Annotated in this window: 22 protein-coding genes and 4 pseudogenes; 11 read left to right on the top strand and 15 right to left on the bottom strand. The window is 48.3% G+C overall.

Annotation, left to right across the window (positions count from 1 at the left end):
• Positions 1 to 70 precede the first annotated feature (70 nt).
• The 6 genes from NM96_04600 to NM96_04575 all read right to left on the bottom strand — a co-directional run bounded on the left by NM96_04600 (position 71) and on the right by NM96_04575 (position 5,729).
• Positions 71 to 1,978, bottom strand: a complete 1,908-nt coding sequence (locus NM96_04600; GenBank protein ID AVR78716.1) for an ABC transporter ATP-binding protein — start codon at positions 1,976 to 1,978, stop codon at positions 71 to 73.
• A 119-nt stretch (positions 1,979 to 2,097) separates the two neighbouring features.
• Positions 2,098 to 2,583, bottom strand: a complete 486-nt coding sequence (gene purE, locus NM96_04595) for a 5-(carboxyamino)imidazole ribonucleotide mutase (GenBank protein AVR78715.1) — start codon at positions 2,581 to 2,583, stop codon at positions 2,098 to 2,100.
• Positions 2,584 to 2,662: 79 nt separating this feature from the next.
• Positions 2,663 to 3,397, bottom strand: a complete 735-nt coding sequence (locus tag NM96_04590) for a hypothetical protein (protein ID AVR78714.1) — start codon at positions 3,395 to 3,397, stop codon at positions 2,663 to 2,665.
• 4 nt (positions 3,398 to 3,401) lie between these two features.
• The gene (locus NM96_04585) at positions 3,402 to 4,070 is read right to left on the bottom strand and encodes an O-methyltransferase (protein ID AVR78713.1); all 669 of its coding nucleotides are present in this window, start codon (positions 4,068 to 4,070) and stop codon (positions 3,402 to 3,404) included.
• A 10-nt stretch (positions 4,071 to 4,080) separates the two neighbouring features.
• Positions 4,081 to 4,266 carry a DUF3460 domain-containing protein gene (locus NM96_04580; protein AVR78712.1) on the bottom strand — a complete coding sequence of 62 codons (186 nt, stop codon included), beginning with the start codon at positions 4,264 to 4,266 and terminating at the stop codon, positions 4,081 to 4,083.
• 134 nt (positions 4,267 to 4,400) lie between these two features.
• Positions 4,401 to 5,729 carry an anaerobic C4-dicarboxylate transporter gene (locus NM96_04575; protein ID AVR80267.1) on the bottom strand — a complete coding sequence of 443 codons (1,329 nt, stop codon included), beginning with the start codon at positions 5,727 to 5,729 and terminating at the stop codon, positions 4,401 to 4,403.
• Between the two features lie 331 nt (positions 5,730 to 6,060).
• On the opposite strand from NM96_04575, the gene NM96_04570 reads away from it, so the two are divergent.
• Positions 6,061 to 7,347 (top strand): CAP domain-containing protein, encoded by a 1,287-nt coding sequence (locus tag NM96_04570; protein AVR78711.1) that lies wholly within the window; start codon positions 6,061 to 6,063, stop codon positions 7,345 to 7,347.
• Positions 7,348 to 7,424: 77 nt separating this feature from the next.
• On the opposite strand, the gene NM96_04565 is transcribed toward NM96_04570, so the two are convergent.
• On the bottom strand, positions 7,425 to 8,321 hold the full coding sequence (locus NM96_04565; protein ID AVR78710.1) for a hypothetical protein: 897 nt from the start codon (positions 8,319 to 8,321) through the stop codon (positions 7,425 to 7,427).
• Positions 8,225 to 8,608: pseudogene (locus NM96_04560) on the bottom strand (transposase). The gene NM96_04565 and the pseudogene NM96_04560 overlap by 97 nt, the downstream one beginning before the upstream one ends.
• A gap of 117 nt (positions 8,609 to 8,725) precedes the next feature.
• On the opposite strand from NM96_04560, the gene NM96_04555 reads away from it, so the two are divergent.
• The 4 genes and pseudogenes from NM96_04555 (at position 8,726) to NM96_04540 (ending at position 10,343) form a co-directional block, all read left to right on the top strand.
• Positions 8,726 to 8,959 (top strand): cytochrome b6, encoded by a 234-nt coding sequence (locus tag NM96_04555; protein ID AVR78709.1) that lies wholly within the window; start codon positions 8,726 to 8,728, stop codon positions 8,957 to 8,959.
• Positions 8,956 to 9,396 carry a DUF971 domain-containing protein gene (locus tag NM96_04550; protein AVR78708.1) on the top strand — a complete coding sequence of 147 codons (441 nt, stop codon included), beginning with the start codon at positions 8,956 to 8,958 and terminating at the stop codon, positions 9,394 to 9,396. The genes NM96_04555 and NM96_04550 overlap by 4 nt, the downstream gene beginning before the upstream one ends.
• A gap of 20 nt (positions 9,397 to 9,416) precedes the next feature.
• Positions 9,417 to 9,564, top strand: a pseudogene (locus NM96_04545) (ribonuclease Z).
• A gap of 41 nt (positions 9,565 to 9,605) precedes the next feature.
• The gene (locus NM96_04540) at positions 9,606 to 10,343 is read left to right on the top strand and encodes a bifunctional demethylmenaquinone methyltransferase/2-methoxy-6-polyprenyl-1,4-benzoquinol methylase UbiE (protein ID AVR78707.1); all 738 of its coding nucleotides are present in this window, start codon (positions 9,606 to 9,608) and stop codon (positions 10,341 to 10,343) included.
• 73 nt (positions 10,344 to 10,416) lie between these two features.
• On the opposite strand, the gene rep is transcribed toward NM96_04540, so the two are convergent.
• Positions 10,417 to 12,417: a DNA helicase Rep gene (gene rep / locus NM96_04535; protein ID AVR78706.1), complete on the bottom strand. Its 2,001-nt coding sequence runs from the start codon at positions 12,415 to 12,417 to the stop codon at positions 10,417 to 10,419.
• Positions 12,418 to 12,652: 235 nt separating this feature from the next.
• Positions 12,653 to 13,510: a folate-binding protein YgfZ gene (locus NM96_04530; protein ID AVR78705.1), complete on the bottom strand. Its 858-nt coding sequence runs from the start codon at positions 13,508 to 13,510 to the stop codon at positions 12,653 to 12,655.
• Positions 13,511 to 13,630: 120 nt separating this feature from the next.
• Between NM96_04530 and NM96_04525 the strand changes: the two genes are divergently transcribed.
• From NM96_04525 to NM96_04515, 3 genes are all read left to right on the top strand, one after another.
• Entirely contained in the window at positions 13,631 to 13,984 is a 354-nt protein-coding gene (locus NM96_04525; protein AVR78704.1) for an ArsC family reductase, read from the top strand.
• A gap of 81 nt (positions 13,985 to 14,065) precedes the next feature.
• Positions 14,066 to 15,601: a peptidylprolyl isomerase gene (locus NM96_04520; GenBank protein AVR78703.1), complete on the top strand. Its 1,536-nt coding sequence runs from the start codon at positions 14,066 to 14,068 to the stop codon at positions 15,599 to 15,601.
• Positions 15,602 to 15,677: 76 nt separating this feature from the next.
• The gene (locus NM96_04515) at positions 15,678 to 16,298 is read left to right on the top strand and encodes a recombination protein RecR (protein AVR78702.1); all 621 of its coding nucleotides are present in this window, start codon (positions 15,678 to 15,680) and stop codon (positions 16,296 to 16,298) included.
• Between the two features lie 92 nt (positions 16,299 to 16,390).
• Here NM96_04515 and NM96_04510 read toward each other — a convergent pair whose 3' ends face one another.
• Positions 16,391 to 16,675, bottom strand: coding sequence for a hypothetical protein (locus NM96_04510; protein AVR78701.1), 285 nt, complete (start codon positions 16,673 to 16,675; stop codon positions 16,391 to 16,393).
• Between the two features lie 213 nt (positions 16,676 to 16,888).
• On the opposite strand from NM96_04510, the gene NM96_04505 reads away from it, so the two are divergent.
• Together NM96_04505 and lolD are read left to right on the top strand one after the other, a co-directional pair.
• Positions 16,889 to 18,139 (top strand): lipoprotein-releasing system transmembrane subunit LolC, encoded by a 1,251-nt coding sequence (locus NM96_04505; protein ID AVR78700.1) that lies wholly within the window; start codon positions 16,889 to 16,891, stop codon positions 18,137 to 18,139.
• The gene (lolD, locus tag NM96_04500; protein AVR78699.1) at positions 18,132 to 18,818 is read left to right on the top strand and encodes a lipoprotein-releasing ABC transporter ATP-binding protein LolD; all 687 of its coding nucleotides are present in this window, start codon (positions 18,132 to 18,134) and stop codon (positions 18,816 to 18,818) included. The genes NM96_04505 and lolD overlap by 8 nt, the downstream gene beginning before the upstream one ends.
• 143 nt (positions 18,819 to 18,961) lie before the next feature.
• Here the strand turns inward: lolD and NM96_04495 are convergent, their stop codons facing one another.
• From NM96_04495 to NM96_04480, 4 genes and pseudogenes are all read right to left on the bottom strand, one after another.
• A complete protein-coding gene (locus NM96_04495; protein AVR78698.1) occupies positions 18,962 to 19,681 on the bottom strand; it encodes a glutamyl-tRNA amidotransferase in 720 nt (239 codons plus the stop codon).
• Complete coding sequence (locus NM96_04490) at positions 19,653 to 21,095, bottom strand: hypothetical protein (GenBank protein AVR78697.1); 1,443 nt, start codon at positions 21,093 to 21,095, stop codon at positions 19,653 to 19,655. Before NM96_04490 ends, NM96_04495 begins: the two co-directional genes overlap by 29 nt.
• Positions 21,092 to 22,284 (bottom strand): annotated as a pseudogene (locus tag NM96_04485) (type IV secretion protein Rhs). The gene NM96_04490 and the pseudogene NM96_04485 overlap by 4 nt, the downstream one beginning before the upstream one ends.
• A gap of 288 nt (positions 22,285 to 22,572) precedes the next feature.
• Positions 22,573 to 23,739: pseudogene (locus NM96_04480) on the bottom strand (hypothetical protein).
• 222 nt (positions 23,740 to 23,961) lie between these two features.
• Between NM96_04480 and NM96_04475 the strand changes: the two are divergent.
• Positions 23,962 to 25,905, top strand: coding sequence for a phosphoenolpyruvate synthase (locus NM96_04475; GenBank protein AVR78696.1), 1,944 nt, complete (start codon positions 23,962 to 23,964; stop codon positions 25,903 to 25,905).
• Positions 25,906 to 25,932 lie beyond the last annotated feature (27 nt).

The following is a 25,932-nucleotide window of genomic DNA, read 5'->3' as shown; positions in this document are numbered from 1 at the left end:
GTAAAGTGAAAAGAGGTCGTCTGAAAGTTTCAGACGACCTCTTTCTATTGTTTGAATAATGCCCTAAAAATCAGATTGCTTCACCGTTCTGCTTAGCCTCCAGAAGCTCCCAGCGTTCCAATTTTTCCAAGAGCAGTGTTTCGATTTCTTCGGCACGGTTTTGCAATGCGCCGGCTTTTTCGTAATCTTTGAAAATTTCAGGATCGGAAAGTTGCGCGTTGATTTCCGCCTGTTCGGTTTCCAAGGCGGCGATTTCGTCGGGCAGGGCGTCGAGTTCGCGCTGTTCTTTGTAGGAAAGTTTGACCGTGCGGTTGGCTTTGGGTTTGGCTTTTTCCGGTTCTGCGGTTGTTTTCGGCGCGGAGGTCGTCTGAATTTTCTCTTCGCGTGATTTTGCGTCGATGTAGTCCTGATAGCCGCCGATGTATTCTTTCAGACGACCTTGTCCTTCGAAAACAATGCTTTGGGTAATCACGTTATCAAGGAACATACGGTCGTGCGAGACGAGGAATACCGTGCCTTGGTAATCGCGCAGCAGGTCTTCGAGCAGCTCTTGGGTGTCGATGTCCAAATCGTTGGTCGGTTCGTCCAAGACCAGGATATTGGCGGGGCGGGTGAAGAGTTTTGCCAGCAGGAGGCGGTTGCGTTCGCCGCCGGAGAGCGATGAGACGGGGCTTTGCGCGCGGGCAGGGTGGAATAGGAAATCTTCCAAATAGCTCATGACGTGTTTTTTCTTGCCGCCGACTTCGACGTAATCGTTGCCTTGGCCGAGCGTGTAAAACACGGTGTCGTTTTCGTTCAGCGCGCTGCGGAATTGGTCGAAATAGGCGACTTCCTGCTTGCTGCCGATGCGGATTCTGCCGTAGGTCGGCTGCAATTCGCCCAGAATCAGCTTGAGGAAGGTGGTTTTGCCGATGCCGTTAGGGCCGATTAAGCCGATTTTGTCGCCGCGCTGCAAGATGGCGGAGAATTTGTCCATGATGACTTTGTCGCCGTAGGCAAACGAGGCATGTTCCAGTTCGGCAATGATTTTGCCGCTTTTCTCGCCGCTGTCGAGTTTGAAGTTGACCTGTCCCTGCACGTTGCGGCGTTCGGCACGCTGGCGGCGCAGTTCTTCCAAACGGCGCACGCGGCCTTCGTTGCGGGTACGGCGCGCTTCGATGCCTTTGCGTATCCACGCTTCTTCCTGCGCGTGGAATTTGTCGAAGAGGCGGTTGTGTTCCGCTTCAACCGCCAATTCCTGCGCTTTTTTTTCGCTGTATTTGGAGAACGAGCCGGGATAGGAACGCAGGATGCCGCGGTCGAGTTCGACGATGCGCGTGGCAATGTTGTCCAGAAAACGGCGATCGTGGGTAATCACGACCAGGCTGCCTTCAAACGCTTTGAGCAGGTTTTCCAGCCAGATAATCGCGTCGATGTCCAAATGGTTGGTCGGTTCGTCCAGCAGCAATACGTCGGGCTTCTGCACCCAAGCCTGCGCCAAGGCGACGCGTTTTTTCTGCCCGCCGGAGAGGTTGCCGATTTTTTCATTTTCCGGCAAACCGAGTTCGCCCAAAGTCTGCTTCACTGCCGCATCCAGCTTCCAACCGTCCTTCGCTTCGATTTCAAGCTGCAATTCGTTGAGTTCTTTTAATAAGGTTTCACTTGAACTATTTTCCAACTCATGGCTGACGCGGTGGTAACGGCGCAGCAGGTCGCGGATTTCGCCCAAGCCTTCGGCGACGGTGTCGAATACGGTGGCTTCTTTGTCGAAAAACGATTCCTGCGGCACATAAACGATTTTGAGGTTGTTTTGAACGATAATCTGCCCGTCGTCGAGCTTCTGCACGCCGGCGAGGATTTTTAGAAACGAAGATTTACCCGCGCCGTTGCGGCCGATTAAGCCGATTTTTTCGCCGCTGTCGAGTTGGAAGGAAGTTTTGTCGAGCAGGGCGACATGGCCGACGGCAAAGGAAGCGTTTTCTACGGATAAGATGTTCATAAGGCAGATTGAGAAAGATGAAAGGGTATGGATTTTAAACGATTTTGAAGGTTTCTTTGAAATCAAGCAAAAAGGTCGTCTGAAAAACGAAAATCCGTTTTCAGACGACCTTTTTTATATCAGGCTTCGGGCAGTTCCATGTCTAAAACGGTTTGCTCCTGCTTGGCGCGGAAATCGGCAAGTTTTTGCGCCAGCTTGAGATCTTCGTTGGCAAGCAGCGAGATAGCGAACAGGGCGGCGTTGGCGGCTCCTGCTTCGCCGATGGCAAAAGTGGCAACGGGAACGCCTTTGGGCATTTGCACGATGGAGAGCAGGGAGTCTTCGCCTCGCAGGTATTTGCTGGGTACGGGAACGCCCAATACGGGGACGGTGGTTTTGGCGGCAACCATGCCGGGCAGGTGTGCCGCGCCGCCCGCACCGGCGATGATGGCTTTGATGCCGCGTTCACGGGCGGTTTCAGCGTATTCGAACATTAAATCGGGGGTGCGGTGTGCGGACACGACGCGGGCTTCGTATTCGACGCCGAACTCTTTGAGAAACTGCGCTGCCTGCTGCATGACGGGCCAGTCGCTGTTGCTGCCCATGATGATGCCGATTTTGGCCATATTTGCTCCTATTGTATAAAACATTATTCAATGAATGATTTCAGACGACCTTCGAATAGGGGGGAGATCGTCTGAAAAGTTATCGTTGCTTGATACTGATAGCGGCACGTTTGGCAGCTTCGCTATCGGGATAGCTCTGTATCAGCTTGCGCCATGTGTTGCGGGCGATGTCTTTCTGTTGCAGCTTGTATTGGCATTGTCCGATGCTGAAAAGCGCGTCGGGGGCTTGCGGGCTGTTGCGGAAGCGGTTGGCGTAGCGGCCGCCGATTTCGATGACGGATTCGCAGTGGCCCATGCGCTGCTGGCTTTGCAGCAACAGATACATATTGCGGCGCGCAATATCGCTGCCGTTACCGCCGTCGGCTTCCTTCAGAATGGCTGCCGCCGCCCGATAATTCCCGTTGCGGTAGTATTTGGACGCACGCTCGTAAAGACGGGTTTCGTTTAGGGTAAGCGAATCTGTTTCGGTCGGTACAGTACCGCCGTTCTCCAGATAATGTTTTTTGAGTTTCTGGTCGTCTAAGCGTTGCGACACGGTTTTCTTAGCAGGACGGGAGTGGATTTTGTTTTGCTGCTCGATTTGCTGCAAACGAAGGTTTACTGCCTCCATTTCCCGCTCGATGCGTGCAACCTGTACGCCCAAATGGTCGATTTGTGTCTGTTCGTCGAGCTTGGGATAGGGGATGGATACTTTCTGCGGGCTATCGGGAATATCCGGCAGCGAAAAAGTGTCGTCTGAAGTCGGGGATGAAACGGAAGTACAGGCGGCGGTAAAGGCAATGGGAAGCAGTCGGATAAGCAGGTTTGTTTTCATCGGTTTATTTTTTCAAAAGAAGGGTCAATCCGTCGCCTACGGGTAGGGTAATGGGAACGATACGTTCATCTTCGGGCAGGCTGCGGTTGAATGTTTGCAGTATTTTCAAGCTGGGCGGGGAGTATTCGTCGCCCTCATGCAAGACCCGGCCGTTCAGCAAAACATTGTCGATGGCGATAATGCCGCCCTTACGCACAAGCTTCAGGCAACGTTCGAAATATTGCGGGGTAGGGGGCTTATCCGCATCTATCAGGGCCAGGTCGTAACTTTCCGCTTCGCCTTGCGCTATCAGATCGTCCAAAGTCAAAAGGGCGGGTTGCAGGTACAGCGAAATTTTGTGTTCCACTCCTGCCGCCCGCCAAGTTTCGCGCGCTATGTCGGTAAATGTTACGTTGATGTCGCAGGCGGTAACTTTGCCATGCTCGGGCAATGCAAGCGCGACGGCGGTGCTGCTGTATCCTGTAAACACGCCGATTTCCAAATATTTTTCGACACGGATAAGCTGCGCCAACCAAGAAAGCAGGGCGGCTTGTTCGCGGGCGATAGCCATATTGCCCAATCGGTGGGAAAGCATGCGCTCGCGCAATGCGGCAAGGACGGGATGCTCCGCCTGTCCGATGGTATTGAGGTAGTCCTGTAGTCCGGCAGGTGTGTTGGATGTGCGGACGGTCATTTCGGCACGATCAGTCTTGATAGTATGTATAGGGTTTTTTAGCAACTTTGGCAGCCTCAAACTCTGCCTGCTCTTGCGGATTTAATTCGACATCCCAAAGCAGGTGGCGGTTTTCGAGGCGTTGCGTTTCCAGTTGCGGATTGTCTTCGATAAGTTTGTCGAGAAACTGGGTGGCTTCGGATTTGTAGTGGTACATTTTTGTACGCTCCGTGGGAATAGGGTCGTAAAAGACGGGTTTTGTTATGCGGTGATATTATAGCGGATAATCCTAATGCAAAGGTCGTCTGAAAACCTATTTTGTGTTTTCAAACGACCTTTTTTCAGACGACCTTAAAAGAAGTAATTCGCCAGCAGCAAACCGAATACCAAGCTAAACGCCATGCTCAAGAGGCCGGGAATCATAAAGCTGTGGTTGAAAATGAATCTGCCGATTTTAGTCGAACCCGTGCTGTCAAAATCAATCGCCGCGATAATCGGACCGTAGTTCGGGATGAAGAAGTAGCCGTTCACCGCGACAAACGTGCCGATGATAATTGGGGCGGGAATGCCCAGCGAAATACCGATGGGGAACAGCGTTGCAACGGTCGCCCCTTGGCTGTTGACCAAGACGGACAAAACGAACAGGGCAAACGCAAAAGTCCACGGCGCAGTTTCGACCAGATGCGATACGGTTTCTTTGACTTCAGCCAGATGACCGTGCATCAGCGTGTCGCCCAGCCATGCCACGCCGAATACGGCGATAACGGCACGCATACCCGCATGAAATACCGAGCCTTTGGTAATCGCGTTACCATCCGGTTTACACAGCAGGATAATCAGCGCGGCAGCAGAAAGCATGACGATTTCGATGGCGTGCGCCATGCCCATCAGTTTCGGGCCCTCGTCCGTTTGAAAGGTCGGGCGCAACTCGGGGACGGCACCCATCACGACCACCAGCAACGCAGCAGCAAGGAAAATCCCGACTGAAAGTTTCGCCTCTTTGCTGACGGGCGCATTGGATACTTCAACCGAATCTTTTTCGTTGGCTTTTACATATTCCGGGTCTTTCAGCAACGCCTGATAATGCGGGTCGTCTTTCAACTCTTTGCCGAGCTTGTTGACGAATACGCAGGCGAGACCGATACCGAGAATGGTTGAAGGAACAGTCACTTTCAGCACATCAGCCATGGTAATGTGTTGAGGCTCAAGGTAGGTAACGCAGGCAACGACCGCGGCCGCAATCGGGCTGGCAACAATGGCAAATTGTGACGCGATGACCGCCATCGTCAACGGGCGCGACGGGCGGATACCGTTGCGGCGGCTGACTTCGGCAATAACGGGCAATACCGAATAGGCGACGTGTCCCGTGCCTGCCAATACGGTAAACAGGTATGTGACCGCAGGTGCGATGAAGGTGATGTATTTCGGATTGCGGTGTAAAACGCGGGTGGCGATTTTAATCATATAGTCCAAACCGCCGCTTGCCTGCATCGACGCAGCAGCGGAAACGACCGCCATAATCATCAGCATCACGTCAATCGGCGGACTGGTCGGCTCAAGATGGAAACCGAAGGCCAAAACCGCCAGCCCGATACCGCCGAGCACGCCCAAGCCGATGCCGCCGACCTGCGCGCCGATTAAGATACACACCAGTACGATGGCGAACTGGATAAAAAACATTGTGGACATGAACACTCCGTAATTTGAGGATGTAAAGCAAATATCAGCTTCAGGCTGGTCAAACCAATACCGATGGAGTAAATATTCAATATTTTCAACAGACAAAAAAGAGGATGAAGTCATTTGCCCATAAAATACAAAAACTTCATCTTTTAATATGACGGGAATTATAAATCAGGCAGATAAGCTTAACAATATTTTACTGTAATAAAAATACATTTATTTTACTTGGCTGGTACTTTTCAGACGACGTTTACGGATATTATGCTGTATGATTCGCCAAGTTCTTCCATCATTACGTTAAACTCACTTTACCCTATAAAATGACAATATGAAATCCATCTCCATCTGGCTGGTAATATTAGCGGGCGCGCTTGGTCTGTTTTATTACCAGCAAAATCGCTATTTCTTTTCAGACAACCTTATCCACCCGCAAGCCGGTCAAGACCGTTCGTCCGTAGAATCTTTAAGCGGCTTGGGTTACCTTAATTTTTTGCGTGCTGCTGCCGGTTTGAATCCCCTGTCGAATTCCCCGGTATTGGAACGCTCAGCCCGCAGGCACGCCAAATATCTGCTGATCAATCCTGAAGATGGCCATGACGAAAAACATCGAAACAATCAATTTTACACAGGGTACAAGCCCTCCGACCGCGCCCGCAAGGCCGGCTATTATTTCGATGGTGTTCATGAAAACATCAGCACGGGCGAGTACCGCCATCAGGATGGATTTAAAAACACACTTGTCCTGCACGAGCAAACCGATGCCCTGATGACAGCCATTTACCACCGTTTTTCTTTGCTTGATCAAAATATTGACGAAGCGGGAGTAGCTGTTGAGCGTGGCAACGGAAAAACCGCCGTCGTTTTCAATCAAGGCAACCGGGAATTCAATCATTGGTGTTCGTTAGGGCGATCCTATCCGGAAGCGGACCGCCGTTTCTATAAAAATTCTTGTTTTAACGGTTCTATCGTTTACGCCGACGAAATTAAAAATCAAACAAAGTTAGCGTATATCGCTTATCCGAAGGGAAATTTTGCCGCGCCGGATTTTTACGGAGAACATCCCGATCCCATGCCCGGTTATGAATTTACCGGAAATCCCGTCAGCATTGCATTTTCAGACGACGGGGGAGAAGTCAAGATGCTGTCGTTCAAACTTTATCAAGGCAAAAACGAAATCGACAAAACCAAAATTTTGGATAAATACACAGATCCAAACGGACAGTTGACCGACAAACAATTTGCGCTTTTCCCGCTATCGCCGCTCGAATACGACACTGCCTACCGCGCCGTGTTCGAATACAGCCAAAACGGTAAAAAACAGAAAGCAGAATGGACATTCAAAACCAAAAAGCCCGATTATCCCTATTTTGTCGTCAATGGCGGAGAAACGCTTGCCGTCAAACCAGATAACATTTATTTCATCCATTGGAAAAACCACTGGTGTCTTCGCGAATGCGAGAAAATCACATTCCGCCCGCGAGGTGATGCAAAGCTTGAGGTTTTGGAACGCAAACCCGGAGGCTTCCTCGTGCGCCTCAAAGGAAAAACCGGCACAGCCGTGCGCCTAATGCCGAATGAAGAAACAGAAAAAGCAGTTGTCCTGTTTATCGAGTAAGCCAGATAAAGCAAAAGCCAAAAGGTCGTCTGAAACATGAACTGGCCCCCAAATCTTGGACACTCATAAAAGCCTATTCAGGCGCTCTGTGCAAGCTGGGTTCTGTATGCGACAGGACTCAGCTTTTTCAATTTCAAACTGCAACGCTCCCGGTTGTAGTAATCCATATAGTCATCTATCTGCTTCATCAATTCATCCACCGTCAATTCTCCTGCGTTATAGAAACACTCCGTCTTCAACACCGCAAAGAAGCTTTCCATCGGCGCATTGTCCCAACAGTTCGCCTTACGCGACATGCTTTGAACCATGGAATGTTTTGCAATCAATTTCCTATATTCCGCCGTACGGTACAGCACACCTTGGTCGGAATGCAGCATTGTTCCCTTATCAGTCAGACGGGGTGCGGCTTTTTCGAGCATTTCCTTCACCATTTCGCTGTTAGCATTGCGGCTCATGGCGTAGGCGACGATCTCACGGTTGAACAAGTCCAAGATTGGCGAGAGGTACAGTTTGCCGTCGCTCCCTTTGAGTTCGGTCACGTCGGTCAGCCATTTTTCGTTGGGCTTTTGGGCTTTGAACCGGCGTTTGAGGAGGTGTTCCGATATTTCACCCATGGCGGGATGGCGGTAGGCTTTTTTTGCCCGTATTTTGGCTTTCAGCCCCATCTGTTTCATCAACCGAGCTGCTTTTTTGCGGTTCCAATCCAATGCTGCGGCAATGCGCCTTTGCCCGTAGCGTCCTTTATGCCGCCGGTAGGTTTCGACAAGGAGGGCTTTGTCGGCTTCATCGGGATCGGGTCGGTCTTGGTGATGGTAGTAAAAGCTGCTTTTGGGCAGGTTTGCGATGTGCAGCAGGTATTTGAGCGGGTGTTGCGCCCTCAGTGTTTGGACGGTTTGGCTTTGTCCTTTGCGGTCTGTTTTTGGCTGAGGGCTTCTAACTCCTTTAGATAGGCAACCTTTGCGCGCATATAGCACAGTTCTTCAATAAGCTCTGCCTGTGTTTTTTCTTGGTCGGGTTTATCTGCGATGAAGGGGTTTTTGCGGTGTTGGGGCATGGTTTTGGATTGGGGATGTTCGAGTGCGCCGATACCGCCTTCTTGATAGGCGCGTATCCATCGTCTCAGGTGGGTTCGGGAAATGCCGTAGTGGTCTGCGGTACGCTGTTGGCTGCGTATATGCAGGTAGTGGAGTACGGCTTGGTATTTGAAGTGTAATGTATATTTGCTCATAAAAAAACTGCACCTTGTGAGTTGGAGGGGATGTCCAACTTTTGGGGTGCAGTTCAACAGGCGTTTTCGTTTCAGACGACCTTTTATCGAAATTAGCCTGCAAAACTGATAGAATGACCCGACTTCAAGTTCAGCAACCCTTGCGCAACCATGAGCCGTCATCACAAAATCAATGCCAATACCCGCTATGCCTTCATTTCTATCGCTTTAATGGTTTCGGCGTTTTTAATATTTGCAGGACTGATGATGTTGCCTTTGGGCTTAAACGGACAGATGAGGATAAATCTGATACGCCTGTCCCTTTATTCAATTTTGCTGTTTGCTGCGGCCGGGGGCGTTTTTTCCATCAGAGTTGCGTGGCTGCGTAAAAAATCCGGAGTATGACTGTGAACGAAAACAACCTTATTCCGACGGAAATCCGTCTGTCGAAAGACCGAGCATTGCTGACGCTGCGTTACGATGCCGATGAAAAACCACTTTCCGCAGAGTTTTTGCGTGTTTATTCGCCCAGTGCGGAAGTGCGCGGACACGGCGTAGGGCAGGAGGTTTTACAAACCGGAAAGGCAAGCGTTACCGTTACTGATTTGGAGCCGGTCGGTAATTATGCCTTGAAAATCACTTTTTCAGACGGCCACAACAGCGGCCTGTACGACTGGGCCTATCTGCACAAACTGGCACACGATCACGACGCACTTTGGACGGACTACCTGCGCCGTATGGAGCTGGCTGGTGCGTCCCGTGTCCCTTCTCCTGACGATTTGAATACCGAATCGAAATCCGGCCATACCTGTGGCAGCGGAGGTTGTGGCGGAAGACATTGACGAAAAGGTCGTCTGAAAAGATGGAACTGAAATTTTTAGGTACCGGAGCGGGCTACACACAACGTTACCTGTTACTCAACAGCCGCTCGTTTTAAGGTGGGATAGGCGAAAAATATATTTCCCACGTCGAAAGCGATTGGCGATTTCTTCGACGTATTCAATATCTGAATTCATATTATTTTAATTTTAAATTTCAAAAGGCAGGCAACATGAGCAACCACAAAACCCATTTTGGTTTCAGTACCGTAGATGAGAACGAAAAAGCAGGCAAAGTAGCCGAAGTATTCCATTCGGTAGCGAAAAACTATGACATTATGAACGATGTGATGTCCGGCGGCCTGCACCGTGTTTGGAAGCATTTCACCATTAATACCGCACGCTTGAAAAAAGGAGACAAAGTATTGGATATTGCCGGCGGTACGGGCGATTTGTCTCGCGGCTGGGCCAAACGCGTGGGTAAAGAGGGCGAAGTTTGGCTGACCGATATCAATTCTTCGATGCTGACCGTCGGACGCGACCGACTGCTCAACGAAGGCCTGATTCTGCCCGTGTCGCTGGCTGATGCGGAAAAGCTGCCATTCCCCGATAACTATTTCAATCTGGTTTCTGTCGCCTTCGGTCTGCGCAACATGACGCACAAAGATGCCGCGCTGAAAGAGATGTACCGCGTGTTGAAACCGGGCGGCACGCTGCTGGTATTGGAGTTTTCCAAAGTCTACAAACCACTGGAAGGGGTGTACGACCTGTATTCCTTCAAGCTGCTACCGGTCATGGGCAAACTGATTGCGAAAGATGCCGACAGCTATCAATATCTCGCCGAATCCATCCGTATGCATCCCGATCAAGAAACTTTGAAACAGATGATGCTGGACGCGGGGTTCGACAGTGTGGATTATCATAATATGAGCGCGGGTATCGTGGCGCTGCACAAAGGCGTAAAGTTCTAAGATAGGAATATTGCAAAGGTCGTCTGAAACCGGATCTAGTTTCAGACGACCTTTTACTTGTCCATCTTTTGTTTCAGCCCTTCCCTTTCGCCGCCAACATATCCAGCATCCCCGCCAGATGGCTTCTGCCCTCTTCCTTGCTCACAATCGGTTCGCCGCCTTTGCGTCCTAAAATCTTGATGTCTTCCTGCGGCATTTCGTCTATGAAGCGGCTGGGTTCGGGGAACTGCCATGTGCCTTGTTTTTTGCGTTTGACGCAGTGGGTCAGCGTAAGCTGGCGTTTGGCGCGGGTGATGCCGACGTACATCAGGCGGCGTTCTTCTTCAACATTGTCTTCTTCGATGCTGTCGTTGTGCGGCAGGATGCCCTCTTCGCAGCCGACAAGGAAGACGTAGGGGTATTCCAAGCCTTTGGAGGCGTGTAGGGTTGAGAGTTTGACGGCATCGACTTCTTCTTCGCTTTTGCCTTCCAAGAGCGTCATTAGGGCGACGGTTTGGGCGAGTTCGATGATGTTTTTGCCGTCTTGTTCGCCTTTGCGCTCTAGCCAGCCGGTCAGGTCGCTGACGTTGCGCCATTTGATTTCGCCGGCTTTACCCTCTTCGCTGGCAAGCAGGTGGTTTTCGTAGTCGATTTCTTTGAGCAGGCTGTTGATGAGTTCGCCCGCTTCGCTGGTTTCGGCTTTGGCGCGGTAGCTGCCGAACATATCCATAAAGGCTTGCAGGTGTTGGCGGTTGGTATTGTTCAACAGGGCGAGTGCTTCTTCGTTTTGCGCGGCTTCATACAGGCTGCATTCATGTTCGTGCGCGTAGGTGTTGAGTTTGCCCAGCGTTACATCGCCGATGCCGCGTTTGGGTGTGGTAACGGCGCGCAGGAAGGCGGGATCGTCGTTGGGGTTGGCAAGCAGGCGCAAATAGGACAAAACGTCTTTGATTTCGGCTTTGTCGAAAAAGCTTTGTCCGCCGGAGAGTTGGTAAGGAACGCGCGCGCTGCGCAAGGCTTCTTCAAAAATCCGCGCCTGATGGTTGCCGCGGTATAACACGGCGAAATCGGCGTATTGGGTTTTGTCGCCGCCGACCAGCTTCTGCTTGACGATTTGGCTGACAACCCAGTCGGCTTCGTGTTGCTCGTTTTGGCAGGCAACGACTTTGACGATTTCGCCTTCGCCGAACTGCGACCAAAGTTTTTTCGTGAACAGCTTGGGATTATTTTCGATGACTTTGTTGGCGATTTTGAGAATCCGCGCGGTGGAGCGGTAGTTTTGCTCCAGCTTGATAACCTTCATCTGCGGATAGTCTTCCTGCATTTTGCGCAGGTTTTCCATGTTTGCGCCGCGCCATGCGTAGATGGACTGGTCGTCGTCGCCGACGGCTGTAAACATGCCTTCCGCGCCGGTCAAGAGCTTCATCAGCGTAAATTGGCAGGTATTAGTGTCCTGACATTCGTCAACCAACAGATAACGCAGCCGCCGCTGCCATTTGTTGCGCACTTCGCTGTTTTGCTGCAACAACACGGCGGGCAGGCGGATTAAGTCGTCGAAGTCCACCGCCTGATAGCTTTGTAAGGTTTCCTGATAGCTCGCATACACGCGCGCGATTTGTTCTTCCCAAGCGTTTGAGGCCGTCTGAAGTACGTCTTCAGGCGTTTTCAAATCGTTTTTCCACAGGGAAATCTGATGCTGCGCTTTGAATAAGGCTTCTTTTCCCGTGCCGCCCAAAAGTTCGCCGATGATTTTCGCGCTGTCGGTGGAATCGAGGATGGAGAAGTTTTTTTTGTAACCGATATGGTTCGCCTCTTCGCGCAAAATCTTCATGCCCAAAGAGTGGAAGGTGCAAATCGTCAGCCCGCGCGTTTGCGACTTGGGCAGCATTTTGGCGACGCGTTCCTGCATTTCCGTAGCGGCTTTGTTGGTGAAGGTAATTGCGGCGACGGTATGCGGCAGATAGCCGACGTTGACAATCAAATGTTTGATTTTTTGCGTAATCACGCCGGTTTTGCCGCTGCCGGCACCGGCAAGCACGAGCAGAGGCCCGCCGAGGTATTTGACGGCGGCTTGCTGTTGGGGGTTGAGTTTCATGGGGAAAGAGTAGGGGAGTGTGTGAGGAAGAATTATATATAGTGGATTAACTTTAAACCAGTACGGCGTTGCCTCGCCTTGCCGTACTATCTGTGTGTCTGCGGCTTCGTCGCCTTGTCCTGATTTAAATTTAATCCACTATAACAGCCGTCGAAACGGGATGTAAGGAGGAGACAAAAGGTCGTCTGAAACCTTATTCCGAAAGATTTCAGACGACCATGTTATGTTGGACAGGCTATTCTTCAGAAACGGAAAAGAAAAGTTTTTCCTGTTTCAATACGTTGCCGTCTGCATCCGTAAGAGGGGATTGCGCTGCGGAAAACTTGATGACGGCAAGGCTTAAGCTGCCATTTTCAGTTAGCGCAGTGTTGATGATTTGTCCAGCTTCCGCACCTTCGGAAACCACGCCTACACCTGCTGCTTCCAATGAATCTCCGCTCAATACCGCCAGCCCGCGTTTTACTTGGCCTCGATACTGGGCGCGCGCAATAATTTCTTGACCTGGGTAACAGCCTTTTTTGAAATGTACGCCGCCGATGATGTGTTGGTTGAGCATTTGCGCAACGGCGGTTTCTTTGGTCGCAGCAGAAATCCATGGATAGCCGCTGCGGATTTCGTGCAGATTCCACGCATTTTCGGCTTGGGCATCATATTCGGGCAGCTGCGCCGCCTCACCGATTTTCAGACGACCTTTATGGGGCAGGGGAATGGTATATACACCGTTTTCCAGTGATGCCTCGAAAGAAAGGCTGGGTGAGTCGGGCGGGGTAGCAGGGCAGCTTTCATCGAGCATACCTGCAACGGCAAAATCGGGTAGGGGGGTAAATTCAACTTTGGCGCGCAATACGAACATACGCAGCCGTTTCACAATCGATTCAGCCAAATCCGCTGCCATAACCAGCAATAAATCTTCCCCTCGGTTTAATACAACCATATTCGCCAAAACACGTCCCTTAGGTGTGTTGTAAGTCGCGTAGCAGGAATGATTTACAGTTAAGTGATTAATATCATTGGATAGTTGGCCATGGAGAAATGAAGCGCGATCTTCTCCGCCGACACGGATGACGCTGAAAAAAGGTAAACGGCTTTGCATAGGGAATCCTTCTATAACCTGTTTCCCGATTAAGGGATTGCGGACAGGTATTCTAGCTTATTTCACTTGGGGAATGTAGTAAAATGAGAGCTTACCAAGCATCAACAAGAAAGAAACAGCATGATCGAATTATACGGAATCACAAATTGCGACACTGTTAAAAAGGCACGCAACTGGTTGGCTGAAAATAATATTGTGTACGAATTTTCCGATTTTAAGAAAAACGCACCGAGCGAGGCAGTTATCCGCCAATGGCTGGAACAGGTTCCTTTAGAAATCCTGCTCAACAAACGTGGTACGACATGGCGCAAACTTGACGATGCCGACCGTCAAACTGCCGAAAATAGTCCGGACGGGGCGGTCCGACTGATGGCGAAAAATCCAAGTTTGATCAAACGTCCGGTTTTGCGTAAAGAGGGCAGGGTTTACGTCGGATTTTCTGTCGAAAACTATCAGAAGATTTTTTCGGAATAAAACGTCGTCTGAAAGATGCGGAATCCTTGAAAAAACGCTACAATGCGCGTTTGCCATTAACCATTACGCCCTCAAACCAATATGTTCCATACCGTTGAAAAATATAAAACTCCCGCCCAAATCCTACTGGGTCTGATCGCGCTGACCTTTGTCGGCTTTGGTGTCGAAACTGCGAGAAACTCCGGCTCCGACTATATCGTCAAGGTCGGTGGCGAAAAAATAAGCGATCACACCTTGAATAATGCCGTACAGGCGGATCAGGCCGCAGGCGGCGGGCAAAGCCGCGAAGCCATATTTAGCGGGCTGGTTCAGCGTGCCTACCTGAAAGAGGGCGCAAAGATGATGGGCATAGATGTGTCTATGGATCAGGTTAAGCAGGCTATTGTCGATGATCCGGCATTTCATGATGCCAACGGTAAATTCAGTCAGGCATTGTTTACGCAATATCTGAGCCAACGCCGTATGTCCGAAGACCAATTCATTGATGATTTACGCGAGCAGTTTGCCTTGCAAAATTTGATTAACCTAGTTCAGAACGGGGCAATTATCAGCGATTCTCAAGCAGAGCAGCTGATTAAGCTGACTCAGTCAAACCGTACCATCCGTTCATTTACATTCAGACCGGAAACATTTGCGGCACAAGTCAAAACGGATGATGCAACTTTGCAACGTTATTATGAATCGCATAAAAAAGATTATCTGATTCCCCAAGCCGTGAAGCTTGAATACGTTGCCCTTAATGCAGCCCATTTGGCGGAGAAGCAAAGCGTCAGTGCGGATGAAGTCAAAAAAGTATTCGACGAAGAAGTTGCCGCATTGCCACAAAATGCCCCCAAGCCTGAGTTCGATAAAGAAAAAGCACGCATTGAGGCTGCTTTGAAACTTAAAAAAGCCTCCGCCGATTTTAATGCCGCCAAAGAAAAACTCGCTGAAGAAGCGTTTAATCATCCGAATTCCTTAGATGAGGCGGCGAAAAAACTAGGTTTGAAAATCGAAACTTCCGATCAATGGCTGACGCAGGCCGATGCCAAAGCAGCAGGTATGCCCGATGCGTTAACTAGCGCGGCATTCAGCGAAGATGTCTTGAAGAAAAAACACAATTCAGACATTATCAATATTGACAACAATACCGTTTGGGTCGTTCGCGCCAAAGAAGTCCGTGAAGAAAAAACAGCCGGATTTACCGAAGCGAGAGATAAAGTTCAGGCTTCCTATGTCCGTAGCGAATCGGTAAAACTGGCCGAGAAGAAAGCGCAAGAAACTTTGGCGGACTTGAAAGCAGGAAAGAACGTAGATTTACAATGGTCGCCCGTTGAGCAGTTGTCAGCACAGGACGCTCGAAAATCCATGCCGCCCGAAGCCTACAACGAATTGATCAAAGCCCGCCCTGCGAATGGCAAACCGGCTTTTGCTTTGTTGGAAGGGCTGCCTTCGCCGGTTATTATGGAAGTTCAAAGCATTGCTGCACCGGAAAATGTTTCGGCACAAATTCCCGCTGCCAAACAGGCTTTGGTACAAAACCAATCTGCCAATATATTCAGCCGGTTGCTGCAATATCTGAGTAAGCAGATTGAGCAGGTTCAAGGTTCGCAAAAACTGGATAATTCTGCCGAATAAAACGGCACATTTTAAGCAAACGGTCGGATATTCCCGACCGTTTCGTTTACAAAGCCCTCAAAGGTCGTCTGAAAAAATGAGTAAATCACCCGATGCGTTGACACGCCTGATTAACGCTTTGAAAGTTCTGCCCAATGTCGGTCCCAAGTCTGCACAAAGGATGGCACATCAACTTTTGCAGCATAAACGGCAGGAAGCCCAAAATTTGGTTGAGGCTTTGCAATACGCTTTATTGCAGGTTCAGCATTGCCGGATGTGCAACAATTTTTGTGAAAGTGATTTATGCGAGATTTGTTCTGATGCCAACCGTGATCCCCGCAGGCTGATGATAGTCCATATGCCTGCCGATGTTTCCAATATGGAAACGGCCAATTGCCATGACGGACTTTATTTCGTTTTAATGGGACAGGTCAGTCCTGCACAAGGTATGGATATTTCTCATATTTCTTTAGACAAACTGGTTGCACGCCTGCAAAACAGCAAAGTTGAAGAAATCATTATTGCAACCAACTTTACCGCCGAAGGTGATGCGACGGCCTATGTGTTGGCAGAACTATTCAAACCTTTGCCCTATAAAGTCAGCCGCCTTGCGCGAGGCATTCCTTTAGGAGGAGAGCTTGAATACGTCGATGCGGGTACTTTGGCACAGGCAGTATATGAACGGCGTATGTTGAAAACCGATTCGACGGAAGAGTAGGGCAATCAACGCTAACAATGACAAAGGTCGTCTGAAAATGTTCAGACGACCTTTGTTATGAAAACATGATGTAACGAAATCAATCGGATAAATTATTTACAGCTTACGCCTTGAATTTGCGGAGACGAACCGCTGCCGACTTTAAATGTACAGGTTGTCGCGCTGTTGCCGGATACGGTAACAATCCCGCTGCCCGCATTCAGGCTGACAGGCTCTTTAACACCCATCCCGACTGCAGTCGCAGCCAGTTTTTGAACGTCTGCATCAGAGTAAGATGTGTTATTTGAACTAATTTTGATTTCTTTTGCGTATGAATTGGCACTCAAAGCCAAGCCGGCAGCAATGATGGGCAAAACCAAAATTTTACTGATTTTCATGAGGTTGTTTCCTTTTTTAATATCGGTAGTGTGTACCGTTTGCTCAGAATAAGGCCATATGACGGATTATGCAAGCCTCAGAGCGAAATTTACGGTATTTGGCAGTTTGACCGTCGGCATTTACATACGGATGTCGGCTTATCGGAATGACTCGGACTAGGGCGGTATTTTACGGTACAATATCCGATTTTCAACATACACTGGAGCATTCGGATGGTTTCTTTGGAAACATGGATCGGACTTCGCTATCTCAGGGCGAAAAAACGCAATGGATTCATGTCGTTTATCACCATGATTTCAATTATCGGTATTGCATTAGGCGTTACCGCGCTGATTACCGTACTGTCTGTAATGAACGGTTTTCAAAAGGAAATCAGAGGGCAGTTACTGAATGTCGCCCCTCATGCTGAAATCGGTTATTACGATAATGGCAATGGGTTAGGGTGGCAAAATCTTCGTGAAATCGTCAAAGATAAAAAAGAAGTATTGGCAAGCGCGCCTTACATATCCGATCAAGCCTTGCTTGCCAATGCGGGGGAAGTCAGAGGGGTTCAAATCCGCGGTATCTTACCATCCGAAGAAAAGAATGTTGTAGATTATGGAAAAGATATGCCTGCGGGCAGTTTCGACAGTCTGAAACCCGGTAACTTCGATATTATTTTAGGAGAAGGCCTGGCTCAAGCTTTAGGCGCGGAAGTCGGAGGAAAAGTTACCGTTATCACCCCTGAAGGCAATGTTACCCCCGCAGGCGTCGTACCTCGTCTGAAACAGTTCAACGTCGTAGGCTTAGTCAAAACAGGCGTATATGAAGTAGACAATTCCCTGGCGATGACGCATATCCAAGATGCCCAAGTATTGTATAGATTGGGTGAAAATTTCGGCGGGTTGCGCCTGAAACTGGCTGACCCGCAAAATGCTCCCTCGTTTACTGCAAATTTAATCCCGCCTTCCAAAAAAGATTCAATTTGGGTCAGAGACTGGACGTTCAATAACCGCAGCTACTTTGAAGCAGTAGAGTTGGAAAAACGCATGATGTTCATCATCCTGACGTTGATTATCGCCGTTGCAGCCTTCAATTTGGTATCGTCCTTAGTGATGGCGGTAACGGAGAAACAAGCCGATATTGCCATTTTGCGCACATTGGGTCTTGCGCCATCAGGAGTTATGAAAATTTTCATGGTACAAGGGGCTTTTGCAGGCTTTTTTGGAACGCTTATCGGCGTGGTATGCGGCGTATTACTCGGTTGGAATGTCGGCAAAATCGTTGCATTCTTTGAAAAAATTTTCGGTGTTCACCTTATCAACTCGCAAATCTATTTTATCGACTATTTGCCCAGCGACGTAAACATGCGGGATGTGGCGGTTATTTCCTGTATTTCTTTAGGATTGGCATTCCTTGCCACACTTTATCCAAGTTGGCGTGCAGCCAAAACACAACCGGCGGAGGCCTTACGATATGAATAACAATATAGTATTGAAATGCACAAATATCGGAAAAAGTTACCGGGACGGTTCATTAAACGTACAAGTATTGAGAAACCTGAATCTTGAAGTAAAAGAAGGAGAAGGTATCAGTATTATCGGTTCGTCAGGTAGCGGTAAATCAACCCTTTTACATATTTTAGGCGGTTTGGACAAACCATCAGAGGGGAAAATTACCCTGATGAATCAAGACATAAGCGATATGTCTCAGAGACAACTGGGAGAATTGCGCAATAATTATCTGGGTTTTGTTTACCAGTTCCATCATTTGCTGCCTGAATTTTCTGCACTTGAAAACGTAATGATGCCGCTTTTAATCGGCAAAAAAAACAAAGCGGAAGCAGAAACACAAGCTGCCGATATGCTCGAAAAAGTTGGATTGAAACAAAGGATATTACATCGTCCAAGCGAACTGTCAGGAGGTGAAAGACAGCGCGCTGCTATCGCAAGAGCCTTAGTTACACGCCCCAAATGCCTTCTGGCTGATGAACCGACAGGTAATTTAGATAGGAAAAATGCCCAAAACATTTTGGACATGATGATGGATCTGAAAACAGAATTAAATACAAGTCTGATTGTTGTTACTCATGATGATGAGCTTGCTGTACGGTTTGAAAGAGTAATGACCATGCAGGATGGACATTTGCAAAATAAAGCATAATATATTTATTCGCATAATGTATATTATGTTAAATTCATAAAATAACATTTGAGCTTGATAATTCCAGTTTCTCTTAATTCTACAATCACTTACAAAATTCAAAAGTAAAAGGCCATCTGAAATTTTTCAGACGGCCTTTTTGTTTATATCCCCCAGCCCTTTCTCAACAAATCCCTTGTTGTTAAAATCTCCGGTTCTTTCATTTGCCGTACAATGTCAAAATTAATGAATAAATCTGCCTTACGAATTGCATCCAGCGTCATACTGTCGCTGATAAAAGGATACGGCGCAAAGGTGAACATCTCATTTTCTGCCAGCGGACCCCATAATTCGACACAGCGTTGAAAGAGCGGATTACCATCATTGTCTTGCGTATCCAACTCTTCGTATTTATTTATGCTTATAAAAATATCAATAACCTCATCAGCTCTTCCGTCCCGAATCCAATCGCTGAAATCAGGATCACTTTTAAATATCCATCCCCACAACCCAATAATCTTATATTCATCCCCCAATTCGCTATTCCACACAAACAGATCCCCAAATCCTGAACGGGCAATCACATAATGTTTTTTCTTTTTCAACTCATCTTCCGGTAACCATTCTGTCAGAATGTCCTCGTAGTCTTCCGGATTGGTCAGCCAAAATATTCCGTCCTTAAATCCGCAGAAACCAAATTCCTGCCAATATTCCAGTAAACGGTCAGGTAATTTACCGCGATATTTGGCCAAGGTTTCAGCTGAAACCGGCATGGAAGCAAATGGCATTCCAAATTTTTCAAAAAAATATTCTGATCCTTCAGTTTGTTTGAATCGATTCATATGTTTACTCCTTCTATGTCGGACAACGGTTAAATTCTGCATTCATATTGGCATCTCCACCATACTTTGTTTTCATTTCATTGGCGTAATCATCAAGCTGCTTCAAGCGGGTTCTGTAGTCTCCCGCCTCCCTGCTATCCGGAGCTTTTTGATTCCAGTTTCCGCCAATAGAACGATTGACATCACCACGGCCTAAACGACCAGTGTCATCTTTACCTCCGACAATCATATCAGGATTATGCAGTGCATCCAGCTCTTTCATAATTGCTTTAGTTCTTTCATTGGCAAGTGTGTCGGCTTCTTTTGGGGACTTACCCTGTTTTTGATATGATCGGTTGAGGGACTTCGATATCTCATTCTGATATCCACTTCTTGTTTTTGCTTGAGACACTCCCGCTCCACGTCCATTATTTTTATAAGCTTCCCTTCCTGTCAGATATTCATCAATCGTTAGGCCATTTAAACCTTTTTCCTGGTCTTTTAATTGACGGTAATACTCCTTCTCGAATTTCTGATATTCCTGATCACTTTTACGTTTTGCCCGTTCGATTTTTTTCTTGCCAGGTTTGAAACAGCCGATTTTACGTTTATCCGCCTTTCTTACCACTGTTAGCGGCTTATTTTTTCCAAGTTGCACGGGCGTTTTTTGGTTGACTTTTGCAACCTGCATTTTGGAAGGGCTATGTAAACTATCTGCAACGTGGTTTAAAACTCTTCCGGTATCTGCAAAGGCTGGGACTAAATGCCTCGGTGCAATATCTAGCCAGTTTTGTGAACTATTCAATAGCCCTACTAATTTTTTCTTAATATCCTCCGGCATTAAATGACTATATGAATTCAGGACATCTGCTAAGTCTTTATTTAGTTCCCGCCATTTTTTCAAGATCGGATCAAGTTTTAATCCAGCTGCTTGCCGACGACAAAAATCTGCAGTTTTTTTATAAACATCATCAATATTTTTCCGCCCAACAACTTTCACAAACTTTTCATTATTTAGCAGTTGCCTGATAGGTTCGATGCTTGATTTGACAGCCTGTGGGAGATTATTCAGTCCAAAACGACGAATTTGTTTGAGAACAATCTTCATGACTGGCTTGGCTAAATCTCCTCCTACTGGAACACAACCAATAAGAGTTAATGCCAATTCCATCCATTTATAAGTTTGTTCTTCGCTATTTTTACTTTGCTGATTTAATGAATAAATGCAGGCTAATAAATCCCGTATGTCTATTACTACACCCAAAATTGGTACAAAACTAAGCATAGCATCAGCAACAATTTGATCAGCTCGCATATTTTGATTCCAACCGCCTTGGAGTGTTCCCCATATCCAATCAATTGAATCTGCAGTAACTTCTCTAATCCATTTGGTACCCTGTGATACAGCAGTCGCAAAGTGATTATAAGCTTCCTTATAAAAAGTGTTAACTTTATTCCACCATGATTGATTACTCACTTCAATTCTCCTTTAACTTGTACCAAAAAGTCCTGAAGTTTTTCTTGCTTCGGTTTAAGCGGGTCTTCATCCATAACGAGTTTTACGATATCTGATGGTGGATTACTTATTTCATAAAAACCATTTTTATCGGTCGTACCTTTTATTATTTCCCCTGTTTCAAAATAAGCCTTGTATTTCACAAATGGTATAGGCTGTTTGTTACCATCCAGATACTGAAATGCCAGCCAGGTTGAGGCTTTTTGATTCATATTCGGTATAAAATGATTAATCTGATTGACCCCATTCACCACCAACGGTGCCCTCACCCGCACCACCTTCGGACTTCCGATCTCTACTTCCCCGTTGCTCAACTTGATATACGCCCCTTTGCAGGTAATCAGTATCTCTTCCTTCGCCGCAATAGTGATCTTCCCTGCACTGCTGGTTAACGTTGCATCCTTCAAAGCATTCAGCTGCAACTCGTCATTCTGTGCCTGTACTTCCACTTTGCCCTGATTCGCCTGCATCTTGATGCCGCTGCTTTGCGCAAACAGGTTAAGGCTCTCTGCCGCATGGGCGGTCAGGCTTTGGCCGGCGGTAATGTCGGTATGGTTGCCGCTGACGAGGTGGATGTTTTCATTGGCGGTGTGCAGTTGGCTTTGCTCTGTTGCGGTGGCGATACCGGCCGGGGCGGTTTGGATCAAACCGGCCTCTTTCAGCTCTTTGAGGGCGTCTTTCAGACGGCCTCTTTGAGTTTCTTCATCGGTATTGTGGTTGTTGGCCGTTTGGGCGGCTTTGTTCAGGCTTTTGGCCAGGGAGAGTGCTTGTTCGAGTTGGGAAATGGCATCGTCCATATCCAGCACTTTGCCGTTGGCATCCTGGTTTTGTGCGCTGACGAGTATGCCTTTCCCCGCCCGTACTGCACCCCAACCGTCGGTTCTGAGTTCGAAGCCTTCGCCGTTCTCTCCGCGTTTTCCCTACCGCTGTCGACGATGTGGCCGAGGTTGAGTTGGGATTTTTGGTAGTCGGTAGCAAGTTTGATGTGCTCCTGACCTTTTTGGTCTTCCATCCTGAGTTTGTTGTTCGCCCAGGTACGGATGACGTTTCTTGTATTCCAATCGGCAGGGATGTGGTCGGGATGTGCACTGTCGTGCATGACGCTGGAGATATACGGGCGGTCGGGGTTGCCTTGGACGAAGGACAGCATGACTTCGGTGCCTTCGTGTAAGGGGAAGTGGATGCCGTATTCGGGACCGGCATAGGGTTTGGCCAGTCGGACGGGACGGCTTTCCCCGCCGGGGCTCCATTCGTCCAAATCAAACGGCAGTTTGACGCGGTAGCGTCCCATGTCGTCGATGTAGGCATAGGTGCAGTTTTCCGCCGCAGTTACCCGTGCCGGTAAGGTACCGTCGATATGCGGACGCGGGGTGGTGCGTTCGGGACGGTAGGCGAGTTGGGCGGGTATAGCGGTAAAGGTATGGCTGTAGGCGGTATCTCTGCTGCCGCTGTGTTCCATGGAAAGTACCAGCCAGCCGTCGGGTGCTTCGGGGAAGGAGACATCGGTTTGGAACACCTTCATCGGCGTCATGGAGACGACGTTGCCGCTACCGGCTGCGACGGTTTGACGGCAGAGGTTGGCTTCGTTCAACAGGGTCGTCTGAACTTGGGCTTCGTCGGGGGTTTTGGGATGAAGGCCCCAATGCTGCTGTTTGCCCAATAAAACGGTATTGTCGGCTGATTCTTCCGACTGTTTGTTGTCGGTTTCGGCAAAGAGGTCGGTATCGGCACTGCGGTAGTTGTAGTCGGCCGTGCGTATGCCTTCGACAATGGGGTTGTGGCGGATGCTTAAGTTAAAGAGTGCTTCGGTACCGACACTCTCCAATCCGGCATGGGGACGGTAGGAAACGGGTAAGCCTTGGCTGCGCAAATAGTGCTCGGGACTGTCGCCGAAGACGACTACGTCGCCATGTTGTTCATGCTGTTCGAAGGCATACCAGATGCCTTCTTCTTCACACAGACGGTTGATAAAGGCAAAGTTGCTTTCGAGATACTGGGTTACATACTCGCGGACGGTGTAACTGCGGCTCTTTTGGAAACGGTAGTCGACACCGGAGAAGCCGTGGTGTTTGAAGACGGCGGCAACGATGTCGGGGACGGTTTGGTGTTGGAACAGTCGGGAGGTTTGGAAATGTTTCATTGCCGCGAAGCGCGGCTCTAAAACAAAGCGGTAAACGGTTTCATCCTTAGAGACGGACAACTTCTCGCATGAGGTGATAATGCCCTGCCATTGCTTTGCCGGCGGATCGTCTGAAGCAGACCCGAATACCCCAGCCACTTCCGACAGTAAGCCTTCCTGCGGACGAATCTCAAAGGCTGCGCGCTGGTTGAGATAGGAAGACAGCGGCAGGGAGGAATCAGTAGAGGTAGCGGTGATTTCGACCCGGTAGGCGGTATTGACCGCTTCTGATGCGCTGAAGGAGCGGACTGAAAGTGAGGGGGAAAACGGGCGAAGGTAAGATGGTAGGATTGGCGGGCGGTCATAAGGTAATATCCGACTGACGATGAGCCCTGTATAGTAACGGGGATAATGCCGATGGTAAAGCGAATGGGATGAATGGGGAAAAGGCCGTCTGAACGGTTGAAATAAGGGATAAAGAGACATTTCCCCCTGCCCTATTCCTCCACTATTCAGTAAAGCAGTAATACAGTTACTGCAAAACAGAATTGCCAAATTTATCTTAAAAACACCATTTAGATAGGCCGTCTGAAATCACGTTTCAAACGGCCTTTGATAAAACTGATTTATCCAGGCAACAAACAGTTTGATTTAGATTTTTACAATAGGTATATTTCTTTTCATCTGATTTAGATAACCAACAACATCATGAAACCTGCTTTTTACCTCCCAATATTGTTTTTACTTTCAGCGTGCCGTCCTGAGGCTGAGACAGTCGATACGGCTGTACCAACGGCGCGTAAGCCTTCTTATTACGAGTCTGAAAAGCGTCAAACTGCAGTCACTCCAGTTAAAACACAAGTTCCTGCGTTATCTGCAATCAAAAGCCAAGCCGATTTTGACTTACTTTCGCGTATCTATGATCAAGGTAGTGAATATGAAATTCCTCATATCCTTTTCCTCATCGATCGTGAAGACGATAACCGTACCGACTACATCAATACTCCCAAATTTCGGCTGCATGAGCGCTACCTGGCTACTATCTTGAAACCTATGCTGTCAAAAACTGAATTGAATCAACAATACCGTAGCCCTAACCGGCGTTATCTGTTTGGCACTATCAGTTGGCAGAATAGTACTCAGGAATATGTTTATGAGTTTTGGGAAGGAGACAAAATCACGCCTGAATTGTTGAGATTGGTGGCAGGCCGTCTGAAAGACAGTTTCTACGCTCCGTTGCGTTATAAAACCAATTCTTTATGGCAGGAAACCGTTGCCGAGCAAAGTAAAGTTCCTTTTATTACCCAAGAAAGTTTGATTAAAAATTTTCCCTACCTGCCTCTAAACCAAGGTAAAGCGATAGGCACATTACGCGTTATTGCCAAAGAAAATGATCTTTATAATGTCGGCGCCGACGATATTATTATTTTGAAAGAGGTTCCCCTAGAGCTGCCACCTGTGGCGGGGATTATCAGTGAGAAACCATCTACTGCACTATCGCATGTGAATGTATTGGCACGCAGCTGGGGGATTCCCAATATTTACCTTAAAGATGCAGAAAAAATCCTAGCCCCATATATTGGCCGTCGTATCGAATTTGAAGCGACTGCTAAGCAATACCGAATTGTCCAAACCAACCGGAACACTACCAGCAAAAGCTTTTCAGACGGCCTTACCCTGCCCCAACCTGATATTTCCGATTACAGCCTTCGGGCTTTGGCAAACCTGCGCCGTGATGACAGCCGTTACTGCGGCAGTAAGGCTGCCAACCTCGGTCATATCCGCGCCCATATTGCAAACAGCAACGTTCCTGATGGATTCTGCATTCCATTTGCCTACTATCAAGCCATGATGGATAGGCTGGGTATTAACGCGACAACACTGGCACACATCGAAACACAAAGTGATGGAGACAACCGTAAGCGCCGCACTGCTTTACTCACACTGCAGAAAAAAATTACCGATGCCGAAATCCCGTCAGAATGGAAACACAGATGGGCTGAGCAATGGCGCAATCAATTAAACAGCAAAGGCGTGTTTGTCCGCAGCTCCTCTAATTCCGAAGACTTGCCCAATTTCAGCGGCGCAGGGCTGTACACCACAGTGCCAAATGTTACCGATGAAAACGCGTTGTCCGAAGCAGTGAAGCAATCTTGGGCTTCTGTTTTCAATTACAGTGCATACGAAGCCCGCCGTATTGCCGGATTGCCTCACGATAGCGTGAAAATGAGTGTCTTTGTGCAACAAAGCATCAATGCAGATCTCTCCGGCGTACTGGTTACCATCAATCCCTATGATATTGCTCAGAAAAACAGCTCCTACATTGCCGCCAAACGCGGGTTGGGTATTCGTGTCGTTGAGGGCAAACGGATAGCCGAACAGGTAGTCTATAACCGTCGCAATGATTCTGTACAACGTCTCAGCTCCTCTAATGAAACCACGGCATTGCAACTGGATAAAAATGGTGGAGTACGAGAAGTGCCCGTAACCAGTGGCAACGTGATGAATCAAGAGCAAATACGTCGCCTTGACCAAACCGGCCAACAAATCAAACAACTATTTGCCAATGGTGAGCAAGACATCGAATGGGCGTTTGACAAGGGTAAGCTTGTTATCCTCCAGGCACGACCGTATCTAAACGGCACACGTTAAAACAAAAGGCCGTCTGAAATTATCGTT

Source organism: Neisseria mucosa (assembly GCA_003028315.1).
Taxonomy (GTDB): Bacteria; Pseudomonadota; Gammaproteobacteria; order Burkholderiales; family Neisseriaceae; genus Neisseria; species Neisseria mucosa.
This window is presented reverse-complemented; position numbering and strand designations above follow the sequence as displayed.